This window comes from Streptomyces sp. NPDC051578 (assembly GCF_044454045.1).
Lineage (GTDB): Bacteria > Actinomycetota > Actinomycetes > Streptomycetales > Streptomycetaceae > Streptomyces.
Map to the genome: position 1 here is coordinate 41,909 of NZ_JBITDH010000009.1, position 23,867 is coordinate 65,775.

Here is a 23,867-nt window from a genome sequence, read left to right on the forward strand (position 1 = left end):
AGCCATGACCAAGCCGCAGCACGCCGACCACGAGCACGCCGAGCAGCTCATCGCCGCCGTCAACGACGCGCTCACCGCCACTGCCTACCGCGACCCCAGCCCCATCCCCGCTGTAGGCCCAACCCCGCCCGTACCGCAGCCTGGCCGGCCGCCCATGAGCCAGAAGGCCACGGACGCCAGCGCCCTCATGCTCTGCGGCAGCGCCGTCGCCTTGTCCGTCGGCGGCGCGACTTCACTCGTGCTCTACACGCTCGGGCAGGTCGACCCGGTCACCCTCGCCATCGGCGCTGCTGGTGCCGTCGCCCTCGTCCTCGCAGTCGGGGCACTCATCAGGACCGCCACGAGCGGACTCCAGGGCGTCCACACCGAGACGCACCACCACTACAGCGGGCCTGTCAGCCAGGAGCACCACACTGTCAGCACGCAGACCCGCGGCTTTTTCGCCAAGACGATCAACAAGTAGAGGAGACCATCATGGGAAACATGCACTACGAGATCACCCGCAACGGCGAGAAGATCGAAGCCGGCTACGGCGTCGCGGCCGTCTGCGAGCTGGATGGCTGCGAGGCGGACATCGACCGCGGCCTCGCCCACCTCTGCGGCGAGCGCCCCGGCGGAGACGAGCACGGATGCGGCGGCTACTACTGCACCAGTCACCTGTACATGAGTGGCGAGCCCGAGGTAGGCGACCTCTGCGGGCCGTGCATCGCCACCTATCGGCGCGAACACCCTCTGGCGGACGACTGATCCATCGCCCTAGTCGCGGCCCTGGCCCTCACCGGCCGGGGCCGTTTCCGTTTCCACGGCCCGCGCGATCCAGCCTCCGCCCAGAGACTCCGCAGGCTCCGACGTCGGGACCGCGCCCAGCCGGTGGCACAGCCGCTCGAGCCGCGTCTGGCACAGCTCCCGCGTCCGGCCCCGAACCATGTACGAGACGTCAGAGACCCCCATGCCGGCATTCTGCCGCGCATGGGGGTCTCCGTGTGTACAGACGAGCGGACTACCCCTGATCGGGCGCCCACTCCGGGCGGAAGTCGGGGTGTGAGGCGTAGGGAAGGGCGAGCAGACGAACCCTGCGCTCCACCTGCTCGTCACGGCCACAGTCGCAAGGGCCGCCAGCGCGACTCTCGTCAATGCAGACCGGTTCCCCTTCATGGTCACGAGCGGCGGCACACGAGTACCAGTGGTCCTCCTCGTTCCATTCATGGCCTGCGCGAAGGATGTCAGCGAGCAGACGCCGCTTGGCGTCGACCTCGGCGAGGACGCGGGCCGGACTGTGGCGGGCGATGTGCGCCTGATCCCCGGAGCGCGGCACGAACGCAACGGTTCCAGCGTTCTCGTCGCGGATCTCATTGGCCATGTCGTCTTGGTGCCAGCTGGCAGACCACTGCTGGTGACCGTTCGCGATCTGCTCGTCCTCATCGAGGCGAGCGCGGAGGAAGGCGAGCAGGGCGGCGGTCATGAGGAAGCCTTCGGCGTCGTCGCAGAGCACTCGGTACACGTGAATCCGCGCGGAGGATGGCCAGAGCACGTCTCGCACTGGGCCGCCTCAAGCAGGGATGCGGGAGGGACGCCGAGGGCCGAAGCCAAGGCGGCCAAATCGTCGACATCGACACGTCGGCTCATGAGCTCGATCCTGGTGATGGCAGTGGCATGCAGTGGATGTCCGATCTCGGCCAAGGCCTGAGCGAGATCGTGCTGGGACATCTGACGCACCTTCCGCAGGCGCGACAAATTCTCAGCCACCGCGGCGCCCGTTGCGCCAATCGCGTTCGGTGTCTTTGACTTCCGCTGCCGTCTTTCACTCACCGTGCGAGCCCCTTCTTGTTGCGGCGGCAGCGGACCGTTGATACGCGCGGAAACGGTACGGGCGCACTCGTGGTTGACCCCAGCCCAGTTGCCGATCTCGCGGAACGAGTGTCCATCTCGTCGGGCACCTGCGATGGATTGGTCGAGTGCATTCGACTCGCGCTCCACTGCTGCCGCAAGCCGAGAGAGGCGATACTCGCACTCCTCGCTGGTCAACGCAGGACGGGCCTGGACGTTCCAGATCGGCCGCTCCTTCTGGATGGCCACCCTTTCCGCACGCAAGGCCGTTGCGCGATTCGGGTGGCGCTCCATCTCCTTACGTGCCACGTCTGGCCACCACGGCTTGCGCACGTGCTGCATAAGGCGGAAGCGAGCGCTGTGGCTTATGCCGATGTAGAGCAAACGCCCATCCTCCGCGAAGAGGCGGTAGAGCTCGTGGGAGCCGCGGTGTCGTTGCACAGCATGGCCCGCAATTTCCTTGGCGGCGCGTCCCACTACTGGCCACCCTTCTTCGATTCGGCCTCGCGCTTGGCACGGGCCCTCACGACAACGTCGCGGCTCGGGCGCTCGGGGAGCGCGGCTCCCGGCTCGCGGATGTACCAGTCGATCAGGTCGCGGATGACCGCCGCGCGCTCTGTGCCCATGGCCTTAGCGGCTGCGTCGAAGTCGTACCAGGCGTCACCGATGCGGACCTGGCGGGCGGGGGTCTTAGGCGAGTTCGGCGACATGCGATCACCGTAGCTAGGTGTAGCTACCTGCGTCATCTTCGTCTCCTTTGAGGTGTAGCTACAGATTCTGGGTTGAACGGGTTGCGGTGTAGCTACACCCGAGCCTAAGGTGTAGCTACACCGCAAGCAAGGGGGACGCCGTGAACGCCAAGGCCCGCACCGCCCGTCAGACCCTCCGCCAGCGCGCGATCAACTTCCGCGCCGCCCGTAAGGCCCGCCGTGCTGTCGCCTCTGGGACCCCGCAGACCGCCCGGACTCACCTGGTCGCCGCCGGTATCGAGACCAGCGTCGCGAAGCGGTTCGCCGGCGCGTTCTCCAACCGCGTGACGCCAACTACGACGACCACCGCGCCGATCAAGCTCAAGGGCAGGGTCCGGAAGGCCGCCGTCGTGAAGCTTTACGACTTCGCCGCGTTCGCCGCGCGTCTCGCCGTGTACCGGCCGAAGGACCGCGCGGCTGCCGCCCGCTTCGAGCGGGCCGCCCACCAGCTCGCCGCCTAGGAGGCCGCCATGCCCTCGGAACCCACCGCCCGCGAAGAGGCCGACGCCGACCGCGCCTACTGGGACGACGTGTACGACCACGACTACGACACAGACGAAGACTGAGGAGACCCCATGTCCGTGAACTACTACGCGTTCGGCCCCTTTCCCGGCGGTGAGGCTGGCGGCGAAGGCCTGCACATCGGCCAGTACGCGCAGGGATGGCGGTTCCTCATGCGATCTCATCCCGACCGGGGGCTCACCAGTCTCGAAGCGTGGCTGGAGTTTCTCCGGCAGTCGCACGTCGTCATCCGTGCCGAACACGGCGTGCAGTACACCCCTGCGGAGATGGAGGAGACGATTCGCGAGCGGACCGACTCATGCGGTTGGCCGCGCAAGGCCCGTATCCGGCAGGGCTACGAGAGGGCCGGCTACCACGTCGATGCCGAGGGTTACGACTTCTGCGCGCTGGAGTTCTGCTGATGCCTGGCGATGGTAGCAATGGCGGCTTCTGTCAACCCGGCTACACCTACCGCGATGGGGGCCGTTGGGCCTTCCGCTGCGACGTGATCACTACCCATCCGGAGGATGGCTCGCAGGTCGCCCTTGGGTGGTGTCTCCTCGGGGGAGAAGTGTGGGAAGCGCGGGGCTACACCCGCGATGACTGGGAGTACGTGGCCGCCTGTGGCTTCTCGGACATCGAGGCGGCCGACGGCCTCCCGCCGCTGGTCACCGCCGAGGAGCTGGATGAGATGCGGGCTCGCCTGGCGGAGCTGGAGGTCGGGCCTGGATACCTCCATGAGTGCATCGCCGCCGCAATTGATCAGGGCAAGGCCGCTATGGGAGTTTCCGTGCCTCGCCTGCCCGACCCCTACGGCTGCACGCACTGCGGCGAGAGCGAGGGCCACCACGGCCGGCAGTATCACCCAGAAGTCGGATGGCACTCGTGGGTGACGCCGTCGAGCGCGCAGATCCTCGCTCGGATGAAGGCCCGTCGCACGAACCGCGCTTCCCGGGAGGGCCAGTGACTGGCGGCGGCCCCATCTACTGGGCCAACCACTACGCCCAGCAGCGCGAGCGGCCGACCGCCGAGCAGCCCGTCCGTTATATCGTCGCAACGATCACCAGCGACGTCCTCGACCAGCTGTACGCGCGACTGGTCAAGGCCGAGCAGGATGCCAAAGACTCGATCACTGCCGCTGCCCACCTCACCACCCTCGTAGGACGCCGCTCCGAACGTGCCGAGCAGGCCGCCAAGGCTGAACGCCGCCGCGCCGACACCGCCCAGACCGAACTTCGCACTCTTCGGGCAGGCCTTCGGGCGAATGGTGCCGAACCGACTCAGCTCCAGAATCTGTGGGCTCAGATCAGCCTCCGCAACCGTCAATGGCGGGCGGCGAAGCAGCGCGCCGAGCAGGCCGAAGCCGTGCTCGTCCGCGTCCGTGCCGAATGCGACCGCATAGAAGCCGCAGTCCGCGACACCCCGACCAGCGCCGACCTGACGGGCGGCTACCTCGCAGCGCTCCGCCACATCCGCGCCGCCCTCGACCCGCAGGAGCCCACCCCGTGACCAAGCCCACCGCGCTTAGCGCTGACCAGCGCGACACCGTCCTCCGCGAACTCGGCCGGTTCACCAGCCTCGCCGCGCAGCTTCTTGCCGGCCTCGCCCCGGCGGCCGAGGCCGCACCCCAACTCCGGGCGGTCCATGACCGGCTGCGCGCCGCTGGGCTCGCCGACCCGCTGCCGTCCGAACCCTGCGACTGCGGCCACCGGATCGACGAACACCAGTACGGCCACTGCAACGCCGACCCCGACTGCTATTGCGAGGCCGGCCAGCCGCCCCCGTGAGCACGAGCGGCACCCGCAGGAGCGACAACCAAGTCTTGCCCCCTGCGCCATCGTGCAACTGCCTTGTCTGCACGTCATGCCATTCTGGGCGCGTGGGTGATCGCCGCCGCCAGGTCGCCCCGCGTCCTCCGCACCACCGCTGTCGAGGAGCCACCGTGCACACCACCGCCCCTTGTCCCGGCCTCTGTAATTCGGCCTGGCGTCGCGCCGAGACTCTTCTCGAGGAGACTGGCGCCCAGCATCATCTGACCCCCGCTTGGGGGCGTCCCGTCCAGTGCGACGCCTGTACGGAACGGGCTCGCCATCAGCTAGCCGAGCTGCCCGAACTCATAGCCAGCATCTACCTCGAGGCCCTGTACGCCACCCGTTCCCCGAGCACGGCCACCCTTGGCTCCCGTTCCAGCGACACTCCCGCATGGCCCGGACAGGCCGCACGCCTCCTCACCGAGCTGATCCTCGGTGAGATGGAGGAGCTGGAGACGGACGTCCTCGTCCGCCGCGGAATCTGGCAAGACGACGCCGACCCGAACCACGCTGGCATCACGGAAGGTCGGCGCATCACCGACTGCACCCGGGTTCTGAGCGGTCACCTCGACTGGATGATGCAGTACCACCCGGCGGCCGGTGAGCCGCACGAGCGGGGGAACGGTAATCCGGCGGCGCAGATCCGGGGCTGGCACGGTGCCGCCCAGCGGTTCGTCAAGGCCCACCCGCAGCACGACGTCCGCAAGCTCGCCCCGTGCCCTGGATGTCATGGACCGTATCTCGCCGAGTCCCGAGACCTCCGACTCGTCGGCGATCGGCCGTACATCGAATGCCGTGACCCCGACTGCCAGCGCATCCTCACGGACGCCGAATACAAGGTCTATGTCAAGGCGCTTGCGGCAGTTGTCACCCAAGTGGCTTGATTTTCACGCCATCACGCGTGATGATTGCAGCACGCGCAGCATGCCCATACGTGCTCAAGGCCCTCACGACTCACATCGTCAGGGCCTTTTGCCGTTCCGGGGGCCGGATCGGGAGGAGCCTCAATGGTCGACCTGGACGTGGACCTCACCACGACCCTCTGGTCCGTCGCCGATGCTGCGGAAGCCGCCCGCGTCAGCCCGAACGTGGTCCGGAACTGGGCCTACCGGGGCCGCCTTGAAGCCGCGGGCAGCGACTACCGGGGCCGCCCCCTGTACCGGGCCATCGACGTGATCCGCGCCGAGAAGGCAACCCGGGAACGGGCCCGCCGCACCTACAGCCTGCAGGCCGCCTGACCTTTCATCGCTGATCGGGGGTGGCCGATGCCCGAGCTGCCTCTGCGTTGGCGGACGTCGACTGTGGCTGGCGCCCAGTGGAGCGCGACATTCACGCTCCGGGACGACGACGGCCAGCCGATGAACATCACCGGCAAGACGTTCGAGTTCGCCATCCGCCCGTCTGCCACAGATGCCGCCGTGCCCGCCCTTGTGGCAGTCGCCGCGACAGCCACCAGCCAGGGCTACATCACCGCCGACACCACGACAGCAGTCGTCCAGGTCGTTCTCACAGCCACGGCCACCGCGTCCCTCGGCACCGGCTGCCGGCCATTCGCCCTGTGGATGGACCCCGGTCTCCCCACCCAGATCTGCCTCGTTGAGGGCGCCTTCTACAGCCGACTGGCCAGCAGCCCGTAGGGAGGCCGACATGACCAGCGTGATCGTGTCCTCCGCCGGAACCTCCGGCCCCCGCGGCAACAGCATCCTGACCGGATCCGGCGCCCCCGCGTCCAGCCTCGGCATCGACGGCGACTGGTACATCAACAACGCCACCCCGTCCTCGCTCGTCATCTACGGGCCGAAGACCGCCGGCGCATGGGGCAGCGGACAGCCGATCAGCGGCGGCGGGGCAGCCGGGGCGCTCCTCGTCGCGAACAACCTGTCCGACCTGCTCTCACCGCTCGCAGCACGCGCAGCCCTGGGCCTCGGCAGCGCCGCGACCGCGAACGTCGGAACCTCGGCGGGAACCGTCGCGGCCGGCGACGACAGCCGCATGACGAACGCCCGAACCCCCCTCGCCCACGCCGCCAGCCACGGTTCCGGCGGCAGTGACCCGGTGAGCCCGGCAGCGATCGGCGCCTACCCGGCGTCCGCGGGCAGCACCCTCGAGGGTCGCGTCACCGCGGTTGAGAACACTGCGCTGACCAAGGCCGACAACCTGGCCAGCCTCGGATCGGCATCTACCGCACGCACGAACCTGGGGCTCGGTTCGGCGGCCGTCGCGAACATCGGCACGGGAGCCGGGAGCGTCGCCGCCGGTAACGACTCGCGTCTCTCCGACGCGCGCACTCCCACCGCGCACAAGGCCAGTCATGCCACCGGCGGTAGTGACGTGCTCAGCCCGGCGGACATCGGCGCGTACACATCTGCTGCTGGTGCGACCCTTGAGGGGCGGGTCAGTGCCGTCGAAGGGTCGGCCCTGACCAAGACCGACAACCTCGCCAGCCTGAACTCGGCGGCCACGGCACGCACGAACCTGGGCCTTGGGAACTCGGCGACTCGCGCCGTCGGAACAGTCGCTGGCACCGTCGCAGCAGGGGACGACTCCCGCCTGTCAGACGCCCGGACGCCGACCGCCCACAAGGCCAGCCACGCGACCGGGGGCAGCGACGCCCTCACCGCAGCCGACATCGGCGCAGACGCTGCCGGGGCTGCCAGTGCCGCGGTCGGTGCACTGTCCGCGCTCACGCAGACTGTGGTCAAGGCGGTCGACGAGTCGCGGACCTCAACGACGACGGTCGCTGACGACGGGCATTTGTTCGCGTCTTTGGAAGCGAATTCGGTCTATCGATTCTCGTCCACGCTGCTGTTCGACGGCCCGGAGTCGGCGGACGCGACGATCACCTACACCGTCCCATCCGGGGCGACCGGCGGATGGGCTCCGTTCGCGGGCACTCTCGGCACGACCGTCCCTGACGGGTCGGCGCAGCTCAAAGTCGCCGCTCGCCAGTTCGGCTCCGGCAGTGACATCGGCGTGATGGCCAGTTCGGCGACCCTGGCAGGGATCATCGCAACCCCGCGAGGCATCGTCACGACCGGCGCGACCCCCGGCCTGCTGCGGCTGCGGTGGGCGCAGCAGACGAGCAACGCGAGCCCAGTCCTCCTCAAGGCCGGTTCCCTGCTGGAGGTCGTCAAGATCTCCGGCAGCGCCCCCGCCGCGTCCGGCATCAACCTGTCGAACGGTGCACCGCAGCCGTCTGATCAGGGTCTGCTGGCCTGGACCGGCGACCCCAACGACGCTGGTCACGTCACCGCCCAGTCGAATGGCGGTGTCGTCGGCCGCGTCACGCTGGTGAAGCTCACCATCAAGGGCGCATCCATCACGTGGTCGAAGATCTGGTTCGGGCTCGCCGGCGTCGACGCTGGCGCCACCCTCGCGAACTGCTACCTCGGGGTCTACAACAGCTCAGGCACCCTCGTCGGCGTCACCGCCGACATCTCAACGTCTCTGATGAGCGGCGCCACCGGAAAGCCCGTCGACCTGATTACACCGTTCACCGCCGCGCCCGGCGAATACTTCATCGCCATGCTGCTCAACGGGACCTGGACCACGAACTCGCTGACCTTCAAAGCGACCGGCGCTGGCATCACCGTGAACTGCGGCCTGACCGCGCCACGCCTGCGGTACTCGAACATGCTCAGCGCCCAGACGAGTCTGCCGTCGACGCTCGACCTCACACAGCAGTCCACGTCGATCATCTCCACCGGCTGGGGCAGCCAGTGGTACGGCGTCCAGTGAGTCGGAGGAGCGATGCCGATGAACGCAGATGAGGCGCTTGGGCACGCGGTCAGACTTCTTGTCCAAGCCGAGCTTGAGCTGACGAACCTGCCCCTGATGGAACGCCTGGACGAACTGGCCAACTCATGGCTGTCACTCGGGGCGATCCTGACCGAGCGGGAACGGACCTAGGAGGTCTCATGGTCGCGTCGAAGGCGCAGCAGGCCGCCACCGCGGAACGCCGCAGTAAGGCCATCCGCCTCAAGATCCAAGGCAAGACCTACACAGAGATCGCCGAACTCCTCGGATACGACTCCAAGGCCTCCGCCTGCACCGACATCAAGCGCGCCCTCGAGAAGCACGTCGTCGAGGAGGGCTTGGCCGTCGAGGCATGGCGGGAACTCGAACTCGCCCGTCTCGACGTCCTGCAGCAGGCGATCTGGCCGGAGGCCATGGAGGGCAGTCCGCGGGCCATCGAGACGGCCTTGAAGATCCTCGACCGTCGGGCCAAGCTCCTGGGTCTCGACAGCGCCGTGAAGCTGGAGGTGCTGACGATCGATGCCCTCGACGCGCAAATCCAGCGACTCGAAGCCGAGCTCGGACGAGCCGGCCTCTCCGCTGCTGACCGCGAAGCTGACCAAGCTGCGCCGTTTGAAGACCCTGCAGGCTGAGGCGCAGCGCCGGGAGTCCGAGCGGCTCAGGAAGATCGACGTATTCGGGCTTCTCGGCTATGTGCCCACTCCTAAGCAGCAGGTCTTCCACGATGCGACCGAGTTCGACGTGCTGTTCGGCGGAAGCGCGGGTGGCGGTAAGACGGTCTCCCTGATCACTGAGGGGATTCGCGCCTGCGTTCGGCATCCCGGTATCCGCGTCGGCGCCTTCCGCCGTACTTACGGCGAGCTCAAGGAGTCCCTGCTCGCTGAACTGTCTAACTACAGCTACGCGGCGGCGCTTGGAGCCACCTGGAACGGAACCGAATACGAGCTCCGCTTCCCTAACGGCAGCCTGCTGATGTTCCGGTACGCCGAATCCGTGAAGGATGCCTCGCGGCGGCAGGGCGGCCAATACCAGCTCCTCATTTTCGACGAGCGAACCCTGACTCCCCCCGACGTCTGCTCTTTCCTCGAATCTCGACTGCGGTCCGGCCGGTCGGACATCCCAGTGCTCGGCATCCGGTCGGGCACCAACCCCGGCGGCCCTGGGCACGGCGCTGTCAAGCTCCGGTACATCCAGCCCACCAACTACGGACAGAACGTCGTCCAAGACGAACGAGGCCGCAGCGTCCGCTTCATCTCCAGCAAGCTCAGCGATAACCCGCACGTCAATCCCGAATACGCCGCTGACCTGCAAGCGCTTCCCGAGAAACTGCGGGCCGCCTTCCTGGACGGAGACTGGGATGTGTTCGCCGGAATGATGTTTCCCGAGCTCAAGCATGATCGACATGTCCTTGAGCCGATCGAGCTCCCCAGCTCTTGGAAGCGGTACAACGGCGTCGACTGGGGCTTCTCGGCCCCGTGGGCTGTCCTGTGGGGTGCGGTCGACGAGGACGGCCGCGTCTGGATCTACCGCGAGATCTACCAGCGCGGTGTCGGCGAGGCGGAGCAGGCCCAGCAGATCCTCGCGGCGGAAGCCCCCGGTGAGCATGTCGCGGTGCGCTTCGCCGATGACGCGATGTGGTCCACCCGCGGCGACGCGAAAGCCATCGCCTCCGTCTACGCTGACAACGGCGTGCACCTGACGGCGGCTGGTAAAGGCGCGGGCTCCCGGGTGACCGGCTGGCAGCGCGTCCGGACTTACCTGAAAGAGGCGCCGGCCTGCTCGCACCACCGCGCGCAGGGCTGGGTGACGTGCCCGATGCTGCACGTCTTCTCGACGGTCACCGACCTGTACCGGGAGCTGTCGGACCTGCCTCACGCCACCAAGGGCGACCCGGAAGACGCCGACACGACTGCCGACGACCACGCCAGCGACGCCCTTCGCTACCTTCTTTCGAACCTGGGCACTGGGCCGGAGTTCCTTGTCCTGGACCAGCCGCCCACAGTTGCCGAGTCCGACCACCTGCAGCCCCTGGGTTCCACGATGGCCGTCCGGCCTGACCCCGACGCGCTGGCCTTCTGGCCTGGCGAGGATGACGACGGCCCACGGCCCGGGGGGACGGTACAGGTCGAATGAGCCTTAGGACGTGGTGGCAGGGCCTGACAGGCGGCCAGACGGAGGTGCTGGAGACGGCGCCGGCGGTGGCACCGGAGCGGTCCGGGTACGAGTACGGGATCGGCCCCGGAGGGCTCACCGAGACTCAGCAGGGCGTTAGCTCGTTCTCGGGCAGCGACCGGCGTAGCACCTTGACTCAGCTGTACGACGCCTACCTTGCCTGCCCCTGGTCCTGGGCCTCGGTCAGTGCCATCGCCCGCACCGTCACCGCGGGCGGCCTGGTCCTGGACTGGGTCACCGACCCCGGTGAGGCGGAGGAGGAGCGGCCCGAGAAGTCACCGGAGGTCCGGCTACTCGAGCGGATGCTCGCCTTCTGCAACCCGCGCGAGAACATCAGGCAGATCCTGCGCGGCGCCATCACCGATCTCCTGGTCTTCGGTGACGCGTTCATCGAGGTCGTCTGGGTCGGCAACCAGCCGGTGGCCCTGTACTCCCTGGACTGCCCGAGCATGATGCCGCTGGCCGACGAGCACGGCAACGTCACTGGCTACGTGCAGGTGACCGAGCGCGGGCAGCGGGCGGTGTTCGAACCGCGTGAGATCATCCACATCAGCCTCGACGCCCCCCGCAGCGGACTCTTCGGGGTATCGCCGACGCAGGCCGCGATGCTGCCGATCACCTCCTGGCTGTTCGCCTCGGCCACCAGCAAGGAGATCTTCCGCAAGGGCTCGCCGCCGCAGATCCACGTCGACTTCCCGGCGTCCGCCCAGCCGGCGGACATCCGCCGCTGGAACGCCCAGTACCAGCAGCAGAACCTCGGCCCGCGGAACATTGGGAACCCGATCGCAACCAAGGGCGGGGCCCAGATCCAGGAACTAGCCCAGTCCCGCACGGTGGACTACCTGAAGTTCCTGGAGCAGCGCCGCGACGAGATCATCGCCACCTACGGGGTTCCCCCAGCGAAGGTCGGGATCATCGAGTCCGGGAACCTCGGCGGCGGCACCGGCGAGAGCCAGGACCGCACATTCATGGTCAACACCTGCCAGCCTCTCGCCGAGCTCATCCTCGAGGCGCTGAACTACCACCTGGTCCTCGCTGGCTTCGGGATCACCGACTGGCAGCTGAAGTTCGCTGACATCGACATGCGGGACTCCAAGACGATCGAGGAGATCCGCGACATGCGACTCCGGTCCGGCGCCTGGACCCTCAACCGCTACCGCGCCGACATCAACGAACCGCCCGTCGAAGGCGGCGACCGTGCGGTACTGGTCGACCGCAGCAATGTCACGCAGTGGGACGACATGGACGCCATGTCCCAGGCTGGCGTCGCCAATCGGCTCAGGGGTACCGACCTTGGAATGAAGGCGGCGGCACTCGACAGTCCAGTAAAGCTGAGCGACGAGCCGGACCCCGAGCGACCGCCGCCGTCCGAGTCCGCCCACCAGCGGTACAGGCGGCGTCTCCGAGAGGCCCTGGCTGCACTCCCGGGAGGCGTCGATGAGCACGCCGCCTGAACCTGCGCCCATCGTCGTCCTGCCGCCTGATCCGCCCGGCCACCCGCTTCGGGCCAAGGACGTCGGTCCGCTGATCCGGAAGCGCGTCGGCTGACTGGGAGGTGATCGTGGCCGCCCAGCATCCGATGCAGCAGCCGGCACGGATCGCCTTCGCCGCGGGGTGGGCGCTGTCCGGGGGCCCGCTGACCCCCAGGGTTCGTGTCGCCTGCGAGACCGCGGTGGCCCTGGCTGTTGAGTCGGCCGATGACCCTGGGATCCTGCAGGCCACGATCAACCTGGGGCGCCTGGAGGGCATGTGGGCGCTCCTCTTTCAGCGGCGCGACCGCCTGCTCGCCGACCACGCCCAGCGTGTCCGCGACGCCTGGCTGCCCCTGGTCAACCGCACAGCCGTTGCGGTCGCCGTCGACCAGCTCCTTGCGGTACTCGGCATCCAGGAGGCGGATCACGGCTGGCTGGACGACATCCGTGTCGCCGCCAGGGCAGCCGCCCGAGCCCTCCTCAGAGCCCTCGCCGGCATGACCGGCTTCGGGGCGCTACGGACCGCCCTGCGTGACGTTCTGGCCGCTGGGCGGGCCGAAGGCATGGTCGAGGCCGTCGCCATCGCGGCCGAACGCGCCTCCCTAATCGGCCTTGACTGGGAGCTCGCCTTCAAGGACGCCTACCAGGCCATGGACAGCCTCGACGACCTTTGGGCCGGCGCGGACGGATGGCTAGGCCGAGTCCTGGACGGGGGCGCCGGGGACCTCGGCCGGGCCCTGGCCGACGGGCTGGAGACCGGGCTGAGCCGCGACGAGCTCATCGATGCGGCCATGGACGTCCTGGCCGCAAAGGAAGGATCAGTGGCATTCGTCGTGGACTGGGCGATGACCACAGCAGCCGACGAGGGCGCTCTGGCGCTGTACCGCGGCGAGGGCGTCCAGCAGATCGAGATCATCACTGCCGCCGACGGTCGCGTCTGCAGCGCCTGCATCGACGCTGAGGCCGGCAGCCCCTGGTACATCGGAGACCAGCCCCGCCTGCCCCTCCACCCACACTGCCGCTGCGTCTACAGCGCCGACGTCTCCGTCGCACACTTCGCAGCCTGGATGGCCTGACCCGAGGAGGAGTCCATGAGCGGCGCCTACGCCCCCGTCGCCCGCACCCTGTGGACCCTCACCGGGTCCGCATCGAGCAGGCTTACCGCTTCCGGCAACAGCGGGCCGATCAACATCAGCGAGACCTGTGACTTGTGGCTGCCGGTATACGTCGCCGGTACCTCGACCGGCACGAGCCCGACCCTGGACGTCCAGCTCGACGTCCAGGACCCAGACGGCAACTGGTTCCCACAGGTCGTCAAGGTCACCCAGCTGACGTCAGCGCCGAACTTCACCAACGCGGCATGCGGCCTGCACATCGGAGGTCTCGGCTCAATGGTGCTGCCGCAGATCTGTCGGGTGACGTGGACGCTCGGCGGGACCAACCCGGTCTTTCCGCAGGCATCGATCTCGTTGGTCGGGAGGTAACCGATGGGCATCCTCGGAACGATCTCCGGCGTCGCCTTGGTCCCCGGGATCAGCCGCAACGGCCGCCTCTACACCGCAGAGGTGATCGGCCGGGCAGTGGCCCGCGCCCAGGAGCGCATCGCCGACGGAGCACAGCCGCTGACGATGTTGTCCCACCATGCGGCGGACGACGACTCGACGCAAATAGTCGGCCGCATCACCAGCATCGAGCAGGACGACACCGGTGCGGCGCGCTACACCGCAGCCATCGTCGACACCGAGCCCGGTCGAACCATCGCCGCCCTGGTCGACGACAGCGATGGCCCGCCGTTTCTGCGAGGCGTGTCCATCCGAGGCGCCTGGGTCGGCAAGGTGCGTCGGGAGGCTGGTCCCGGCGGCACCACCGTCGAGGCCGCCAGCGACCTCGAGCTGGACGGACTGGACTTCACCCGCAAGCCAGGCGTCCCCGGCGCCCGGATCGACACCTACACGCCTGCCGGTAGCCAGCCGGAGGAGACTGCGGCGCCCGATGGCCGGGTGCTCATCACCGAGTCAGTACAGGAGGCGCTGGTGCACACCGTCAGCGAAGCAGCCGCCGAACCGGCGGCCGTCGAGTCGGCGGGTCCCTACGCCGACCCCGGCTATCAGGCCGACAAGGAGAAGCGCTACCCCCTCGACACCAAGGCCCGCGCCAAGACGGCCTGGGCCCGTGTGCACGAGTCGGAGGTCGCCCGCGGCTACACGGCCGCCCAACTCAAGCGGATCCGGCAGCGAGTAGCCAAGGCTCTCCGCGGCCACGGCGTCGAAGTGGCCACCCAGGAGGGCTGGCTCATCGACCCGATCGGCCACGTGTCCGAGGAGGTCGCCGAGTGTCTCGGCTTCTCCGACGACCCGAGCCACGGCGGCTCGATGTCGATCAGCCTCACCAACGGGCCGACGACGGTCACGGTCACCTCGTACTGCGTCGACCCCCACGACCTCGACGCCGTCGGCCGCGCCGCCATGGCCGGCGCCTGCCAGGCCATCGTCGCGATCGACCCCGACCTGGACGCCGACATTGACGCAGGTAGGGCGGAGCCTGACGGCGCCGACGGCGACCTGGAGGACGACGCCATGGAGACCACCCCCGAGCCCGCGACCGCCGTACCCCCGGCCGTCGAATCCACCCAGGAAACGGAGACCGCCATGGCGGAGTCCATCACCCCGGCCGCCGAAGCGGCCCCGGCCCCCGCGACCGCCGGGGTCCACCTCACCGACGATCAGTTCAAGGCCCTGCTCGCCGCTGTCGCCCCGCAGCAGGCGCCCGTCTCGGCTCCGGTCGAGACGGCTCCGGCGGAGACGGTCGCCGAGACGGCGCCCGCAGTCGAGGTGACCGAGACCCAAGAGCAGCGGATCACCCGGCTCGTCGCCGAGGGCATCGCCGCAGCCCTCCCGCAGGCGGTGCAGGAGCACGTCGAGGCGACCGGAGGGCCGGCCCGCAAGGGGTTCGTGGCGCCGGTCACCGAGACCGCTGGCGGCACGACGGCATCGGGGCTGCCCGAGGACTGGCCGCAGAAGCCGCTCCACGAGTACACGCCCGAGGAGTGGCGTCAGACCGGCGGCAACGCCATCGTCGGAGCGATCCTCGGCGGCCGACAGCCCTCCCAGGGCTGACCGCTCTACGCCCCATCAGGCTTCTCTGACCGCCAGCCCAGCTGGTGCCTTCCGGCAGTGATGGTCACCCAGCCCCGCCCCCGCGCGGGGCTTCGTCGCATCCACACCCCTCCCGAAAGGCACCACCATGTCCCAGGCCGAACTCCGCGAGGCACTCACCGCCGCGGGCGCCGCACCCCTCGTCAACACCGTCATCGATCCGATGCTGCTGGAGTACCAGCGCCGGTACGCGCCGCTCGTGCGCGCCATCACCTCGAAGAAGTGGGACTCGACGGTCTACTACTTCAACCAGCGCACCCAGCGGGCCACCGGCGGCTTCGTCACCGACGGCGGCGCCCGCCCCGTCTCCAACAGCACCTACATCCAGAACAGCTTCCCGATCCGCAACATGCAGGCCGTCGGCGCCGTCACCGGCTACTCCCAGGCCGTCACCCGCGGCCTCGTGCAGGACCTGAAGCAGCAGGAAATCGAGGGCAGCATCCAGGGCCTGTACTGGGACATCGAGAACGCGATGCTGTGGGGCAATTCAGCCTCCACCACGTTTGGTGCCTACCCCCAGTTCGACGGCCTCGACTCGCTCGTCGCCAGCTACTCCGGCAACGCGCAGAACGCCATCGACTTCAACGCGTCCCTGTCCCTGGGGGCCCTGGACAAGCTGATCGACCTGGTTGAGCAGCAGGCCGCCATGGCCATCCAGGACTCGGCGTGGATGCTCGTCATGTCCCCGACCGCCGCGTCCAAGGTCGCGCAGCTCCTGCAGTCGCAGCAGAGGTTCTCGGACAAGGTGGAGGTCGCCGGCGGCCTCAACGTCCCCACCTACCGCGACGTCCCCATCGTCAAGTCCTCGTTCCTGTCGGCGCGCGGCTACTCCATGGGCACGGTCACCACGGCCACCGCAACCACCGGCGGCACGCTCGCGGCGGCGACCTACTACTACCAGGTCGTCCCCGTCATCGCCCGGCAGGGAGAGATCCAGCCCTCCGCCGAGGTGTCCCAGACAACCACCGGCTCCACCTCCACGGTCACCCTGTCGTTCTCCACCCCGACGGGCCTGGACGGCTCCCAGCCGAACGTCTACAAGGTCTACCGGTCCACCGCGGCCGGCGCCGAGACGCTCCTCGGCTACGTGGACGCGGTCGTCGGCGTCGGTGCGGACGGCGTCACTCCCGTCCTGACGGTGTCGATCGTCGACGACGGCACCAAGCTCACCCCGAAGAACGGCTCCACGGTCCCGGCCGCCGGCCCGGCGACCTACGTCGGTACCAACGCCTCCGCCAAGCCGTCCGCCGCGGGCCAGGAGAACATCTACCTCATGTCGCGCGACCCGAACTTCGTCGTGCGGCCCTACGTCCGGGAGCTCACTCCACTAGATGTGTACCCGACCGTGACGGGCCCGGATCAGCTGCCCTACGCCATCGTGTCGGACACGACGCTGGCCGTCCGGGCGAGCAAGTACCTCGGCAGGCTCAGCCGCGTAACCACCACCCTGTCCAGCTGATCCCCTCCAGGTGCGTCGGCTCACGTCGGCGCACCCGCTAACCACTGAAGGAGGAGCCCGATGGCTCTCATCCGCAAGGCGTCGGCCGGCAGCGACAGCTTCGGCCACACCTGGGCCAAGGACGGCGCGGTCGTCGAGATCGCCGACGGCGAGCAGATCGCCGCGCTCATGGTGATCCCCGACGGCGGCTTCAGTGAAGTTACGCCCGACGGCAAGCCGGAGGACGCTCCTGCGGGCGAAGACGCCCAGGCTGAGCTGTCGGAGGTGGACCCGGCCGACGAGGACATCGAAGCGGACCGTCCGGCCGCCAGGAAGACCGCGGCCCGCAAGACGGCCGCCAGCAAGCCGGAGTAGGCCATGGCCGCGGACACTCCGGTACCCCTGGCCACCGCGTCCGACATGGCCGCCGGCCAGTTCGCCGACCTGGTCCGCGACTACTCCGCCGACGCCCTCACCCAGCTCATGATCGAGGCCACCCGGCAGTGCGAAGGGATCGCGGGCCGTCGGCTCGCACCGTTCTCGAGCTTGCCGGAGTCCCACCGCGCCACTGGCATCGACCCGGACGAGCTCACCGACGCCGGATCGATGCCCCTGGACCTGCAGGGCACGGTCGGGCGTTCCTACGCCACCTCCCTCGGCGTGGGCGACCAGGTCAGGCACGTCTGGCTCGCCGAGTACGCACCGCGGTACCCGGAGATGTGGACCTACTCCAACCTGCGCGTGACGTTGCTGCGGTCCTACGGCGGCTCACAGACGGTCGCGGCGGCCACGCTGATCGGCGCTGAGCCGGACTCCGGGCACATCTGGTTCAGCCTGGGGACCTTCCTGCCTGTCGGCTCGCTGATCAGGGTCCTTTACGACGGCGGCTACACCACCGTCCCCGCGGACCTGGGGCGGGCATGCAAGCTTCTCGCGGCCAGCCTTGCCCTCGGAGAGATCGATCCTGCTGGGACGCAGTTCGGGCATGACCGTGGAGTGCTCTCCGCGCAGGCCGAGGCGATCCTCTGCTCCTACCGGCACGTGTGAGGGGGCGCAGGTGAGTAGCGCTGATGCGGTGGCCCGTGAGACTGCCTGGCTGACCAGCTTCGACCCTGCCGACGGACTGCCCGCTCTTCTGGCCGGCCAGGACGGGCCGTTCGACGTCCTGCAGGCGTACCTCCCCCGGACGCCACTGCAGCGGCGCCGGCAGCTGTACGTCGTGCGGCGCCAGCTGCAGGAGGTGCGGACCGCGCACGTGCGCAGGATGGCCCGCCACCGCTTCGCCCTGCGGATCGTCTGGCCAGCCTCAGCCCCGTCTGGGGCGGCGGAGGAGCCGCAGCGGGCCCTGGACAGTGCCGTCGAGCTGGTGCTGCAGCGGATTGGCGGCCTGATGCTCGACAAGACACACGGCGGCAGATTCCTCAGCGTCGCTGAAGACCCGGCGGAGGTCATCGTCGAGTTCGACGACCCCGAGCCGAGCCTCCGCGACCGAGCAGACCTGACCTGCACCATCAGCTACTCGGCAGACGACGCCGAGATCAACGGCTGAACCCGCCCCTGCCCCCGGACCGTCTGGCCGGGGGCTTTCCCACGCCCCGACATCGGGAGAGCCCTGTGCGCCAGCGCAACGACAGCGGCAGCGTGTGGCATTTCGCCGCGACGCCCGCCACCGACGACCAGCCCGAGCAGCCGCCCTACAGCGTCGAGCCGGGCGACACCGCCGACTATCCGCAGCTCCTCGACGGCTGGACGCCCGTCAACGAACTACCCGCCGCAACGAAGGCCCGAGGCAAGAAGACCACCGACGACGAGGGAGGTGAGCCGCAGTGACGCTCCTCTCCCGGCTCGGCTGGATCGGCATCGCCAAGGAAAGCGTGCAGGGCACATTCCTGGCGCCCACGTTCTACCTGCCCGTGATCAAATCGGACTTCAACGTCGAGTACACGCAGCTCAAGGACACGAGCTACCGCGCGAACGACACCAATTTGCAAGGCCTGTACCAGGGCGTCGGCGAGACCTCGGCCAGCCTCGAACTGTCCGCGTACCCGGACTGCCTGGGCTACTTCCTGCGCATGATCGGTCCCGACACCGTCACCCCCGGCGTCAGCACGACACTGTCGTCGTCTTCGCTGGCCGGTGCCACATCCATCTCGACGGCCGCCACGATCCCCGCCGGTTCGACGATCCGCATCGACACGGCCGCGAACACCGAGTACGCGATCACCGGCACCCCGACGGGTTCCGGCCCGTACACGATTCCGATCGTCACCCCGACGACTGGCCTGACGCTCGCCCACTCCTCGGCTGTGGCGGTGCAAGCGGCGACGACGCACACGTTCAAGCAGTCGACCTCAGTGGCCAAGCCCACGTACAGCCTCGTCGACAACAACACGTTCGAGAGCTGGGGCTATCCCGGCTGCATGCTGTCCGAGGTCGGCCTCAAGATCGACCCGAAGGGATCGGCGACCCTCGACGCCAAGCTCACCGGCTGGATCGGCGCCGTCCAGACCGGCCTGGCCGCGCCCACCTTCACCGCCGTGCAGCCCATGCTCGGCTGGCAGTGGGCCATGACCAACGCGGGCGGCACCTCCACCCGCGGCCTGTCCTACGACCTGACGCTCAAGCGCGCCACCGACGCCATCCACGCCTCCAACGGCTCGCAGCAGCCGCGCGAGGTGTTCGCCGGCGTCCTGGACGCCGACATCAAGTACAAGGCGATCTACGAGTCGGACACCGACTACAACCTCTACCTGCAGGCGCTGCAGACGCAGCCGACAACCGCGGTCCTCACCCAGCCCGTCAGCGCGGGCGGCGCGTCACTGACCCTGACCACGACCGCGCCCGGCTGGGCCAAGGGCGGCTACGACAAGGGTGGCGTCTACGTGACCGCCGACTTCGAGATCAACGGCATCTACAACTCCACGGACGCCGGCGCCATCCAGGCCGTCCTCAAAAACTGGGTCACCTCGGCCTACTGATCCCCGGACTCCCCGGCCGTGCCGCACGTGAGGGCGTCACGGCACGGCCGGGGTCTGACGCCCTCGACGCCCTCAGCACAGGAGAATCACCATGGCTGGCTACAGCACCCCCTACGTCCTGCTCCAGTTCCCCGAGCTCGGCGAAGACGTGTCCGTCCTCATCCGCAACCCCCAGCTCCTGGCGCCGGCAGAGGTCACTCCCAAGGATGTGCCTCTCGACGAGCGCGGGCAGCCCCTGGACCAGCAGGAAGCCCAGAACGCGATGTACGAGGTCTTCGCCCGCGTCATCGTCGCCTGGAAGGTATACGACGGATCCGCGGCGGCCCCCGAACTGACAGAGGACGCGGACCCGGTCGCCCTGTACGAGTCGCTGAACGCGTCCCCCGACGCCCAGCCCCGGCTCGGCCCCATCACGATCGACAACATCGCCCGGATGCCGCTGCGGATCATCAACCGGATCGGGGAGGAGCTCGGCCGGGTCGCGGACCCTCAGTAGGCCCCGGCTCCCCGTACTACGAGGACGTCCTCCTCCCGATCGAATCGATCATCGAGGGGACATGGGGCAGCAACGACGCCCCGGCCGAATGGGCCGACTTCATCCTGATGCGCCGCATGCACTGGTCATGGGAGCAGCTGCAGGCCACGCCGCTGTATGTGCGACGGTACTGCCTCGACACCCTCAGCATGATCGCCGAGCGGGAACGGCGAGAAAACGAGCGGGCCCAGGCCAAGGCAGACCGGGCGGGAGGCTGACATGGAACTCCGCGCCGGCCTCTTCACCCGCCTCTTCGCCGAGATCTCCGCCGACGGCCAGCTGAAATCGAGGACGTTCCTGACTCAGCTGGCCAACGCCATCGAGAAGCAGGCCAAGGTCAACGCCTCATCAGGGGCGCACCGGAGGGGAACGCCCACACCTGCCAGCCCGGGAACCGGGCCTGCGGTCATCTCCGGCACTCTGCGCCGTTCCATCACCCACAGCCCGGTCACGCTTACCGGGACCGGCTGGGAGACGAAAGTCGGCACGGGGGCGGGGATCTCCCCGCCCTACGGCCGCACGCCGGCCAGCAGGTACGGACTCGCCCTCGAGACGGGCCTGCGCAACGGCGTCACCTACCCGTTCCTCAAGCCTGCCTACCAGTTCGGGATCACGATCGTGGCCCCGCAGCTGTACGTGAGTATCTACCGCGTCGGCTGGCCCCGCCTCTGAACCACCACCGCTGACGATGAGAGGTGGTGGCTGTGGCTGAGGTCGCCGATCTTTTCGTCCGGCTGCGGGCCGAGACCGCCCCTTTCACCGCCGGCATGGCTGCGGCCTCGCGCGGCGGCGAGACGTTCATGGCCCGCATGGGCGGCGTCCAGGGCCTCCTGACGAAGGTCGGGCAGGCGACGACCGTGGTCGGTCTCGCGTTCGTCGCCTACGGGGTGAAGGCTGCGGGTGACTTCCAACAGCAGATGAACCTGCTGGTCACGGCGTGCGGCGAGTCGCAGTCGAAGCTCAAGATGGTTTCCGACGGGGTCATGTCGCTGGCCCGCCAGACCGGTACGTCGACGGGCCAGTTGGCCGAGGGCATGTACCAGGTCGAGAAGGCCGGTTACCGGGCCGGTGACGGTCTGCAAGTCCTCAAGGCTGCGGCCCAGGGCGCCCGTGAGGAAGGCGCCGACCTCAAGGACGTCACCAACGCGATGACCAGCGTCATGGCGTCGTACCACCTCGAGGCTTCCGACTCGGTGCGCGTGATGAACGCCATCAAGACCGCGGCCGGCGAAGGCAAGATGACGATGCAGGAGTTCTCCGGATCTCTGGCCACGGTCATCCCCATCGCCTCCGCCAACAAGGTCAGCTTTGCGGAAGTCGGCGGCGCCATCGCCACGCTCACGCAGCACGGCACCTCGGCCCGGGAGGCCACCCAGGAGCTCGCCTCCACGATCCGCGGTCTGGCCGCCCCCAACGGCGTCGCGGTCCAGGAGATGCAGCGGCTCGGCCTGTCCTCGACCGACGTGTCGACCAAGCTGGGTGAGCGGGGCCTGACCGGCACCCTCGACCTGCTGTCGCAGACGGTCCTGTCGAAGATGGGGCCGTCCGGAACCCTGCTGCTGGACAGCTTCAATCAGACGAAGCAGGCGGCGGCCAACGCCGAGACGATGATCAAGTCGATGCCGTCGAGCATCCAGAACCTGGCCCGCTCCTACGCGGCCGGGTCGATCTCACTGGGCGATTGGCGCAAGGAGCTCAAGACTTTGCCGCCGGAGCAGGCGAATTTGCTCACGCAGTACGCCACGCTGCAGAACAAGACCAACGGGTTCAGCGCGGAACTCAAAAAGGGCGGGCCGGCCGCCCAGACGTACACCGAGGCCATCAAGAAGATGACCGGTGGCGCCATCGGCCTCAACACCACCCTGCAGCTGACCGGCGAGAATGCGGAGGGTTTCAAGGAGCGCGTCGCGAAGGTCGGCCACTCCTTCAACGACGCCGGCAAGGACGTCGAAGGATGGGCGATTACCCAGCAGTCTTTCAACGTTCAGATGGGCCGCCTGAAAGAAGCAGTGACGACCGCCGCGATCGTCGTCGGCACGAAACTGATCCCGGTGATCCTCAAGGTGATCACCTATTTTGAGAAGAACAAGCCGGCTGCCATCGCGCTCGCCACGGTCATCGGCGTCATCCTGGTCGCTGCGATGGCGGCCTTCATCGCGTCCTTGTACGCGATGGCAGCTGCGGCTGCGGTCAACCCCGTCACCTGGATCATCCTGGGCATCGTCGCCCTGATCGCGGTCATCGTCCTGCTGGTCACGCACTGGACCACGGTGTGGAACTGGATCAAGTCGATCGCCGAGACGGTAGGACATGCGGTCGTCGCAGCCTGGGACTGGGTCAAGAACGGCACCATGTCGATCTGGAACGGGATCGTCGAGAAACTCAAGGGCGCCTGGAACAGCATCGTCGGTTTCTTCTCCTCCGCCTGGCATCGGGCGGTCGATCCGCTCGTCGCCGGCTGGAATTGGATCGCGAACATCACCACGCAGATCTGGGACCGGATTACCGCTTTCTTCCGCAAATGGTGGCCCCTCCTGCTGGTCCTGTTCGCACCGTTCATCGCGATCATCATGTCGATCTGGAATCATTTCCACACTCAGATCATCGGCACCGTGATGAACGTCTGGCATGCCGTCTCCAGCTGGCTTTCGCAAAAATGGCTTGAGATCAAAGTGCTTGCGACCTTCCTCTGGAACCAAGTCAAGACAACGATCATCAACCCGATCATGTCGGTCTGGCATGAGATCATGGCCGTCTGGAACAAGATCTCTGGCTGGCTGGCCCAGAAGTGGCTTGAGGTCAAGGTCATGTGCACTTACCTCTGGAGCCAGATCAAGTCGGCCATCATCACGCCGATCGTCGGAGCCACCCTGGCTGTCGACGCTCAGATCATCAAAATCGGTCAGTACATCTGGAACGGCCTCAAAGCCGCTTGGAACTCGGTCAAAAGCATCGGCTCCTGGTTCCTCGGTATCGGCCGTGACATCGTCAACGGCATCATCGACGGCGTCAGCGGAGCCGCAAGTGGGCTCTACAACACACTGAAAAACCTGGCCCACAATGCGCTGCAGTCGGCAAAAAACTTCCTTGGCATTCACTCGCCAAGCCGACTGTTTGCGGAGCACGTTGGCGGACCGATCGCCCAAGGCGTGGCAGCGGGAATCGACGCGCACGCCGGAACCGCAGTCTCTTCCGTCCGGGCCATGTCAGGCCTCCTGGCCGGCCAGGAGGTCGGCGTGCCAGGCCTGGCATTCGCCGGCACAGCCGGGGTCGGCGGCGGGGCAGGCACCCATGTCACGAACATCAACATCACCGTGCAGGGCAGCGTCGCCACCATCGACGGGATCGCCCGAGAGATCGAAACAGCCTTCCTCCAGCGCGGCATGCGGAACCCGACCACGTACCAGAACTACGCACGCCGCTGACGTTGTCCGTTCATGCGCCACACGGCGCCTCACTCCTTGGGAGGCGCC

The 23,867-nt window shown here is 68.1% G+C and carries 32 protein-coding genes; 28 read left to right on the plus strand and 4 right to left on the minus strand.

From position 1 onward, the window contains the following. Nucleotides 1–4 precede the first annotated feature (4 nt). Together ACIA6C_RS28070 and ACIA6C_RS28075 are read left to right on the plus strand one after the other, a co-directional pair. The gene (locus ACIA6C_RS28070; protein WP_399279970.1) at nucleotides 5–463 is read left to right on the plus strand and encodes a hypothetical protein; all 459 of its coding nucleotides are present in this window, start codon (nucleotides 5–7) and stop codon (nucleotides 461–463) included. An 11-nt stretch (nucleotides 464–474) separates the two neighbouring features. Beyond that, nucleotides 475–747, plus strand: a complete 273-nt coding sequence (locus ACIA6C_RS28075; protein WP_399279972.1) for a hypothetical protein — start codon at nucleotides 475–477, stop codon at nucleotides 745–747. Nucleotides 748–756: 9 nt separating this feature from the next. Here the strand turns inward: ACIA6C_RS28075 and ACIA6C_RS28080 are convergent, their stop codons facing one another. Genes ACIA6C_RS28080 through ACIA6C_RS28095 form a run of 4 tightly spaced genes read right to left on the minus strand, consistent with a single transcriptional unit; the run spans nucleotide 757 to nucleotide 2,537 of the window. Beyond that, a complete protein-coding gene (locus ACIA6C_RS28080) occupies nucleotides 757–951 on the minus strand; it encodes a hypothetical protein (protein WP_399279974.1) in 195 nt (64 codons plus the stop codon). Between the two features lie 49 nt (nucleotides 952–1,000). Then, on the minus strand, nucleotides 1,001–1,462 hold the full coding sequence (locus ACIA6C_RS28085; protein ID WP_399279976.1) for a DUF6221 family protein: 462 nt from the start codon (nucleotides 1,460–1,462) through the stop codon (nucleotides 1,001–1,003). Further along, on the minus strand, nucleotides 1,459–2,304 hold the full coding sequence (locus ACIA6C_RS28090; protein WP_399279978.1) for a helix-turn-helix domain-containing protein: 846 nt from the start codon (nucleotides 2,302–2,304) through the stop codon (nucleotides 1,459–1,461). Before ACIA6C_RS28090 ends, ACIA6C_RS28085 begins: the two co-directional genes overlap by 4 nt. Next, nucleotides 2,304–2,537 (minus strand): hypothetical protein, encoded by a 234-nt coding sequence (locus ACIA6C_RS28095; RefSeq protein WP_399279980.1) that lies wholly within the window; start codon nucleotides 2,535–2,537, stop codon nucleotides 2,304–2,306. The genes ACIA6C_RS28090 and ACIA6C_RS28095 overlap by 1 nt, the downstream gene beginning before the upstream one ends. A gap of 140 nt (nucleotides 2,538–2,677) precedes the next feature. On the opposite strand from ACIA6C_RS28095, the gene ACIA6C_RS28100 reads away from it, so the two are divergent. From ACIA6C_RS28100 to ACIA6C_RS28225, 26 genes are all read left to right on the plus strand, one after another. Beyond that, nucleotides 2,678–3,037 (plus strand): hypothetical protein, encoded by a 360-nt coding sequence (locus tag ACIA6C_RS28100; protein ID WP_399279982.1) that lies wholly within the window; start codon nucleotides 2,678–2,680, stop codon nucleotides 3,035–3,037. A gap of 114 nt (nucleotides 3,038–3,151) precedes the next feature. Then, a complete protein-coding gene (locus ACIA6C_RS28105) occupies nucleotides 3,152–3,499 on the plus strand; it encodes a hypothetical protein (protein ID WP_399279984.1) in 348 nt (115 codons plus the stop codon). Then, a complete protein-coding gene (locus ACIA6C_RS28110) occupies nucleotides 3,499–4,044 on the plus strand; it encodes a hypothetical protein (RefSeq protein ID WP_399279986.1) in 546 nt (181 codons plus the stop codon). The genes ACIA6C_RS28105 and ACIA6C_RS28110 overlap by 1 nt, the downstream gene beginning before the upstream one ends. Further along, nucleotides 4,041–4,586, plus strand: a complete 546-nt coding sequence (locus ACIA6C_RS28115; protein WP_399279988.1) for a hypothetical protein — start codon at nucleotides 4,041–4,043, stop codon at nucleotides 4,584–4,586. Before ACIA6C_RS28110 ends, ACIA6C_RS28115 begins: the two co-directional genes overlap by 4 nt. Beyond that, complete coding sequence (locus tag ACIA6C_RS28120; protein WP_399279990.1) at nucleotides 4,583–4,864, plus strand: hypothetical protein; 282 nt, start codon at nucleotides 4,583–4,585, stop codon at nucleotides 4,862–4,864. The genes ACIA6C_RS28115 and ACIA6C_RS28120 overlap by 4 nt, the downstream gene beginning before the upstream one ends. Before the next feature lie 464 nt (nucleotides 4,865–5,328). Continuing rightward, nucleotides 5,329–5,772 (plus strand): hypothetical protein, encoded by a 444-nt coding sequence (locus tag ACIA6C_RS28125; RefSeq protein ID WP_399279992.1) that lies wholly within the window; start codon nucleotides 5,329–5,331, stop codon nucleotides 5,770–5,772. 123 nt (nucleotides 5,773–5,895) lie between these two features. After that, nucleotides 5,896–6,126 carry a MerR family transcriptional regulator gene (locus ACIA6C_RS28130; RefSeq protein ID WP_399279994.1) on the plus strand — a complete coding sequence of 77 codons (231 nt, stop codon included), beginning with the start codon at nucleotides 5,896–5,898 and terminating at the stop codon, nucleotides 6,124–6,126. A gap of 63 nt (nucleotides 6,127–6,189) precedes the next feature. After that, nucleotides 6,190–6,525, plus strand: a complete 336-nt coding sequence (locus ACIA6C_RS28135; protein WP_399279996.1) for a hypothetical protein — start codon at nucleotides 6,190–6,192, stop codon at nucleotides 6,523–6,525. 10 nt (nucleotides 6,526–6,535) lie between these two features. Then, nucleotides 6,536–8,626: a hypothetical protein gene (locus ACIA6C_RS28140; RefSeq protein ID WP_399279998.1), complete on the plus strand. Its 2,091-nt coding sequence runs from the start codon at nucleotides 6,536–6,538 to the stop codon at nucleotides 8,624–8,626. Between the two features lie 18 nt (nucleotides 8,627–8,644). Further along, complete coding sequence (locus ACIA6C_RS28145) at nucleotides 8,645–8,797, plus strand: hypothetical protein (protein ID WP_399280000.1); 153 nt, start codon at nucleotides 8,645–8,647, stop codon at nucleotides 8,795–8,797. Nucleotides 8,798–8,805: 8 nt separating this feature from the next. After that, the gene (locus ACIA6C_RS28150) at nucleotides 8,806–9,276 is read left to right on the plus strand and encodes a hypothetical protein (protein ID WP_399280002.1); all 471 of its coding nucleotides are present in this window, start codon (nucleotides 8,806–8,808) and stop codon (nucleotides 9,274–9,276) included. Continuing rightward, on the plus strand, nucleotides 9,164–10,777 hold the full coding sequence (locus ACIA6C_RS28155) for a hypothetical protein (RefSeq protein WP_399280004.1): 1,614 nt from the start codon (nucleotides 9,164–9,166) through the stop codon (nucleotides 10,775–10,777). The genes ACIA6C_RS28150 and ACIA6C_RS28155 overlap by 113 nt, the downstream gene beginning before the upstream one ends. Further along, the gene (locus ACIA6C_RS28160) at nucleotides 10,774–12,270 is read left to right on the plus strand and encodes a phage portal protein (protein ID WP_399280006.1); all 1,497 of its coding nucleotides are present in this window, start codon (nucleotides 10,774–10,776) and stop codon (nucleotides 12,268–12,270) included. Before ACIA6C_RS28155 ends, ACIA6C_RS28160 begins: the two co-directional genes overlap by 4 nt. 107 nt (nucleotides 12,271–12,377) lie before the next feature. Further along, nucleotides 12,378–13,364: a hypothetical protein gene (locus ACIA6C_RS28165; protein ID WP_399280008.1), complete on the plus strand. Its 987-nt coding sequence runs from the start codon at nucleotides 12,378–12,380 to the stop codon at nucleotides 13,362–13,364. A 15-nt stretch (nucleotides 13,365–13,379) separates the two neighbouring features. Beyond that, complete coding sequence (locus ACIA6C_RS28170; protein ID WP_399280010.1) at nucleotides 13,380–13,772, plus strand: hypothetical protein; 393 nt, start codon at nucleotides 13,380–13,382, stop codon at nucleotides 13,770–13,772. Between the two features lie 3 nt (nucleotides 13,773–13,775). Next, nucleotides 13,776–15,404 (plus strand): DUF6582 domain-containing protein, encoded by a 1,629-nt coding sequence (locus tag ACIA6C_RS28175; protein ID WP_399280012.1) that lies wholly within the window; start codon nucleotides 13,776–13,778, stop codon nucleotides 15,402–15,404. 127 nt (nucleotides 15,405–15,531) lie between these two features. Continuing rightward, nucleotides 15,532–16,902 carry a hypothetical protein gene (locus ACIA6C_RS28180; RefSeq protein WP_399280014.1) on the plus strand — a complete coding sequence of 457 codons (1,371 nt, stop codon included), beginning with the start codon at nucleotides 15,532–15,534 and terminating at the stop codon, nucleotides 16,900–16,902. A gap of 60 nt (nucleotides 16,903–16,962) precedes the next feature. Then, nucleotides 16,963–17,256, plus strand: a complete 294-nt coding sequence (locus tag ACIA6C_RS28185) for a hypothetical protein (RefSeq protein WP_399280016.1) — start codon at nucleotides 16,963–16,965, stop codon at nucleotides 17,254–17,256. Nucleotides 17,257–17,259: 3 nt separating this feature from the next. Further along, nucleotides 17,260–17,928, plus strand: a complete 669-nt coding sequence (locus ACIA6C_RS28190; RefSeq protein ID WP_399280018.1) for a hypothetical protein — start codon at nucleotides 17,260–17,262, stop codon at nucleotides 17,926–17,928. A 10-nt stretch (nucleotides 17,929–17,938) separates the two neighbouring features. Next, on the plus strand, nucleotides 17,939–18,430 hold the full coding sequence (locus ACIA6C_RS28195; protein WP_399280020.1) for a hypothetical protein: 492 nt from the start codon (nucleotides 17,939–17,941) through the stop codon (nucleotides 18,428–18,430). Between the two features lie 65 nt (nucleotides 18,431–18,495). Continuing rightward, the gene (locus ACIA6C_RS28200; protein WP_399280022.1) at nucleotides 18,496–18,711 is read left to right on the plus strand and encodes a hypothetical protein; all 216 of its coding nucleotides are present in this window, start codon (nucleotides 18,496–18,498) and stop codon (nucleotides 18,709–18,711) included. Further along, nucleotides 18,708–19,859 (plus strand): phage tail tube protein, encoded by a 1,152-nt coding sequence (locus tag ACIA6C_RS28205; RefSeq protein WP_399280024.1) that lies wholly within the window; start codon nucleotides 18,708–18,710, stop codon nucleotides 19,857–19,859. Before ACIA6C_RS28200 ends, ACIA6C_RS28205 begins: the two co-directional genes overlap by 4 nt. 91 nt (nucleotides 19,860–19,950) lie before the next feature. After that, complete coding sequence (locus tag ACIA6C_RS28210) at nucleotides 19,951–20,355, plus strand: hypothetical protein (RefSeq protein WP_399280026.1); 405 nt, start codon at nucleotides 19,951–19,953, stop codon at nucleotides 20,353–20,355. Nucleotides 20,356–20,471: 116 nt separating this feature from the next. Beyond that, entirely contained in the window at nucleotides 20,472–20,612 is a 141-nt protein-coding gene (locus ACIA6C_RS28215; protein ID WP_399280028.1) for a hypothetical protein, read from the plus strand. Nucleotide 20,613: 1 nt separating this feature from the next. Continuing rightward, nucleotides 20,614–21,066, plus strand: a complete 453-nt coding sequence (locus ACIA6C_RS28220; protein WP_399280030.1) for a hypothetical protein — start codon at nucleotides 20,614–20,616, stop codon at nucleotides 21,064–21,066. A gap of 32 nt (nucleotides 21,067–21,098) precedes the next feature. Then, nucleotides 21,099–23,819: a phage tail tape measure protein gene (locus tag ACIA6C_RS28225; RefSeq protein ID WP_399280032.1), complete on the plus strand. Its 2,721-nt coding sequence runs from the start codon at nucleotides 21,099–21,101 to the stop codon at nucleotides 23,817–23,819. Nucleotides 23,820–23,867 lie beyond the last annotated feature (48 nt).

Coding starts and splice junctions, on each gene's coding strand:
- ACIA6C_RS28070 (WP_399279970.1), top strand. CDS start 5: ATGACCAAGCCGCAGCACGCCGACCACGAGCACGCCGAGCAGCTCATC.
- ACIA6C_RS28075 (WP_399279972.1), top strand. CDS start 475: ATGGGAAACATGCACTACGAGATCACCCGCAACGGCGAGAAGATCGAA.
- ACIA6C_RS28080 (WP_399279974.1), bottom strand. CDS start 951: ATGGGGGTCTCTGACGTCTCGTACATGGTTCGGGGCCGGACGCGGGAG.
- ACIA6C_RS28085 (WP_399279976.1), bottom strand. CDS start 1,462: ATGACCGCCGCCCTGCTCGCCTTCCTCCGCGCTCGCCTCGATGAGGAC.
- ACIA6C_RS28095 (WP_399279980.1), bottom strand. CDS start 2,537: ATGTCGCCGAACTCGCCTAAGACCCCCGCCCGCCAGGTCCGCATCGGT.
- ACIA6C_RS28105 (WP_399279984.1), top strand. CDS start 3,152: ATGTCCGTGAACTACTACGCGTTCGGCCCCTTTCCCGGCGGTGAGGCT.
- ACIA6C_RS28110 (WP_399279986.1), top strand. CDS start 3,499: ATGCCTGGCGATGGTAGCAATGGCGGCTTCTGTCAACCCGGCTACACC.
- ACIA6C_RS28125 (WP_399279992.1), top strand. CDS start 5,329: ATGGAGGAGCTGGAGACGGACGTCCTCGTCCGCCGCGGAATCTGGCAA.
- ACIA6C_RS28130 (WP_399279994.1), top strand. CDS start 5,896: ATGGTCGACCTGGACGTGGACCTCACCACGACCCTCTGGTCCGTCGCC.
- ACIA6C_RS28140 (WP_399279998.1), top strand. CDS start 6,536: ATGACCAGCGTGATCGTGTCCTCCGCCGGAACCTCCGGCCCCCGCGGC.
- ACIA6C_RS28145 (WP_399280000.1), top strand. CDS start 8,645: ATGAACGCAGATGAGGCGCTTGGGCACGCGGTCAGACTTCTTGTCCAA.
- ACIA6C_RS28150 (WP_399280002.1), top strand. CDS start 8,806: ATGGTCGCGTCGAAGGCGCAGCAGGCCGCCACCGCGGAACGCCGCAGT.
- ACIA6C_RS28155 (WP_399280004.1), top strand. CDS start 9,164: ATGCCCTCGACGCGCAAATCCAGCGACTCGAAGCCGAGCTCGGACGAG.
- ACIA6C_RS28160 (WP_399280006.1), top strand. CDS start 10,774: ATGAGCCTTAGGACGTGGTGGCAGGGCCTGACAGGCGGCCAGACGGAG.
- ACIA6C_RS28170 (WP_399280010.1), top strand. CDS start 13,380: ATGAGCGGCGCCTACGCCCCCGTCGCCCGCACCCTGTGGACCCTCACC.
- ACIA6C_RS28175 (WP_399280012.1), top strand. CDS start 13,776: ATGGGCATCCTCGGAACGATCTCCGGCGTCGCCTTGGTCCCCGGGATC.
- ACIA6C_RS28180 (WP_399280014.1), top strand. CDS start 15,532: ATGTCCCAGGCCGAACTCCGCGAGGCACTCACCGCCGCGGGCGCCGCA.
- ACIA6C_RS28185 (WP_399280016.1), top strand. CDS start 16,963: ATGGCTCTCATCCGCAAGGCGTCGGCCGGCAGCGACAGCTTCGGCCAC.
- ACIA6C_RS28190 (WP_399280018.1), top strand. CDS start 17,260: ATGGCCGCGGACACTCCGGTACCCCTGGCCACCGCGTCCGACATGGCC.
- ACIA6C_RS28210 (WP_399280026.1), top strand. CDS start 19,951: ATGGCTGGCTACAGCACCCCCTACGTCCTGCTCCAGTTCCCCGAGCTC.
- ACIA6C_RS28215 (WP_399280028.1), top strand. CDS start 20,472: ATGCACTGGTCATGGGAGCAGCTGCAGGCCACGCCGCTGTATGTGCGA.
- ACIA6C_RS28220 (WP_399280030.1), top strand. CDS start 20,614: ATGGAACTCCGCGCCGGCCTCTTCACCCGCCTCTTCGCCGAGATCTCC.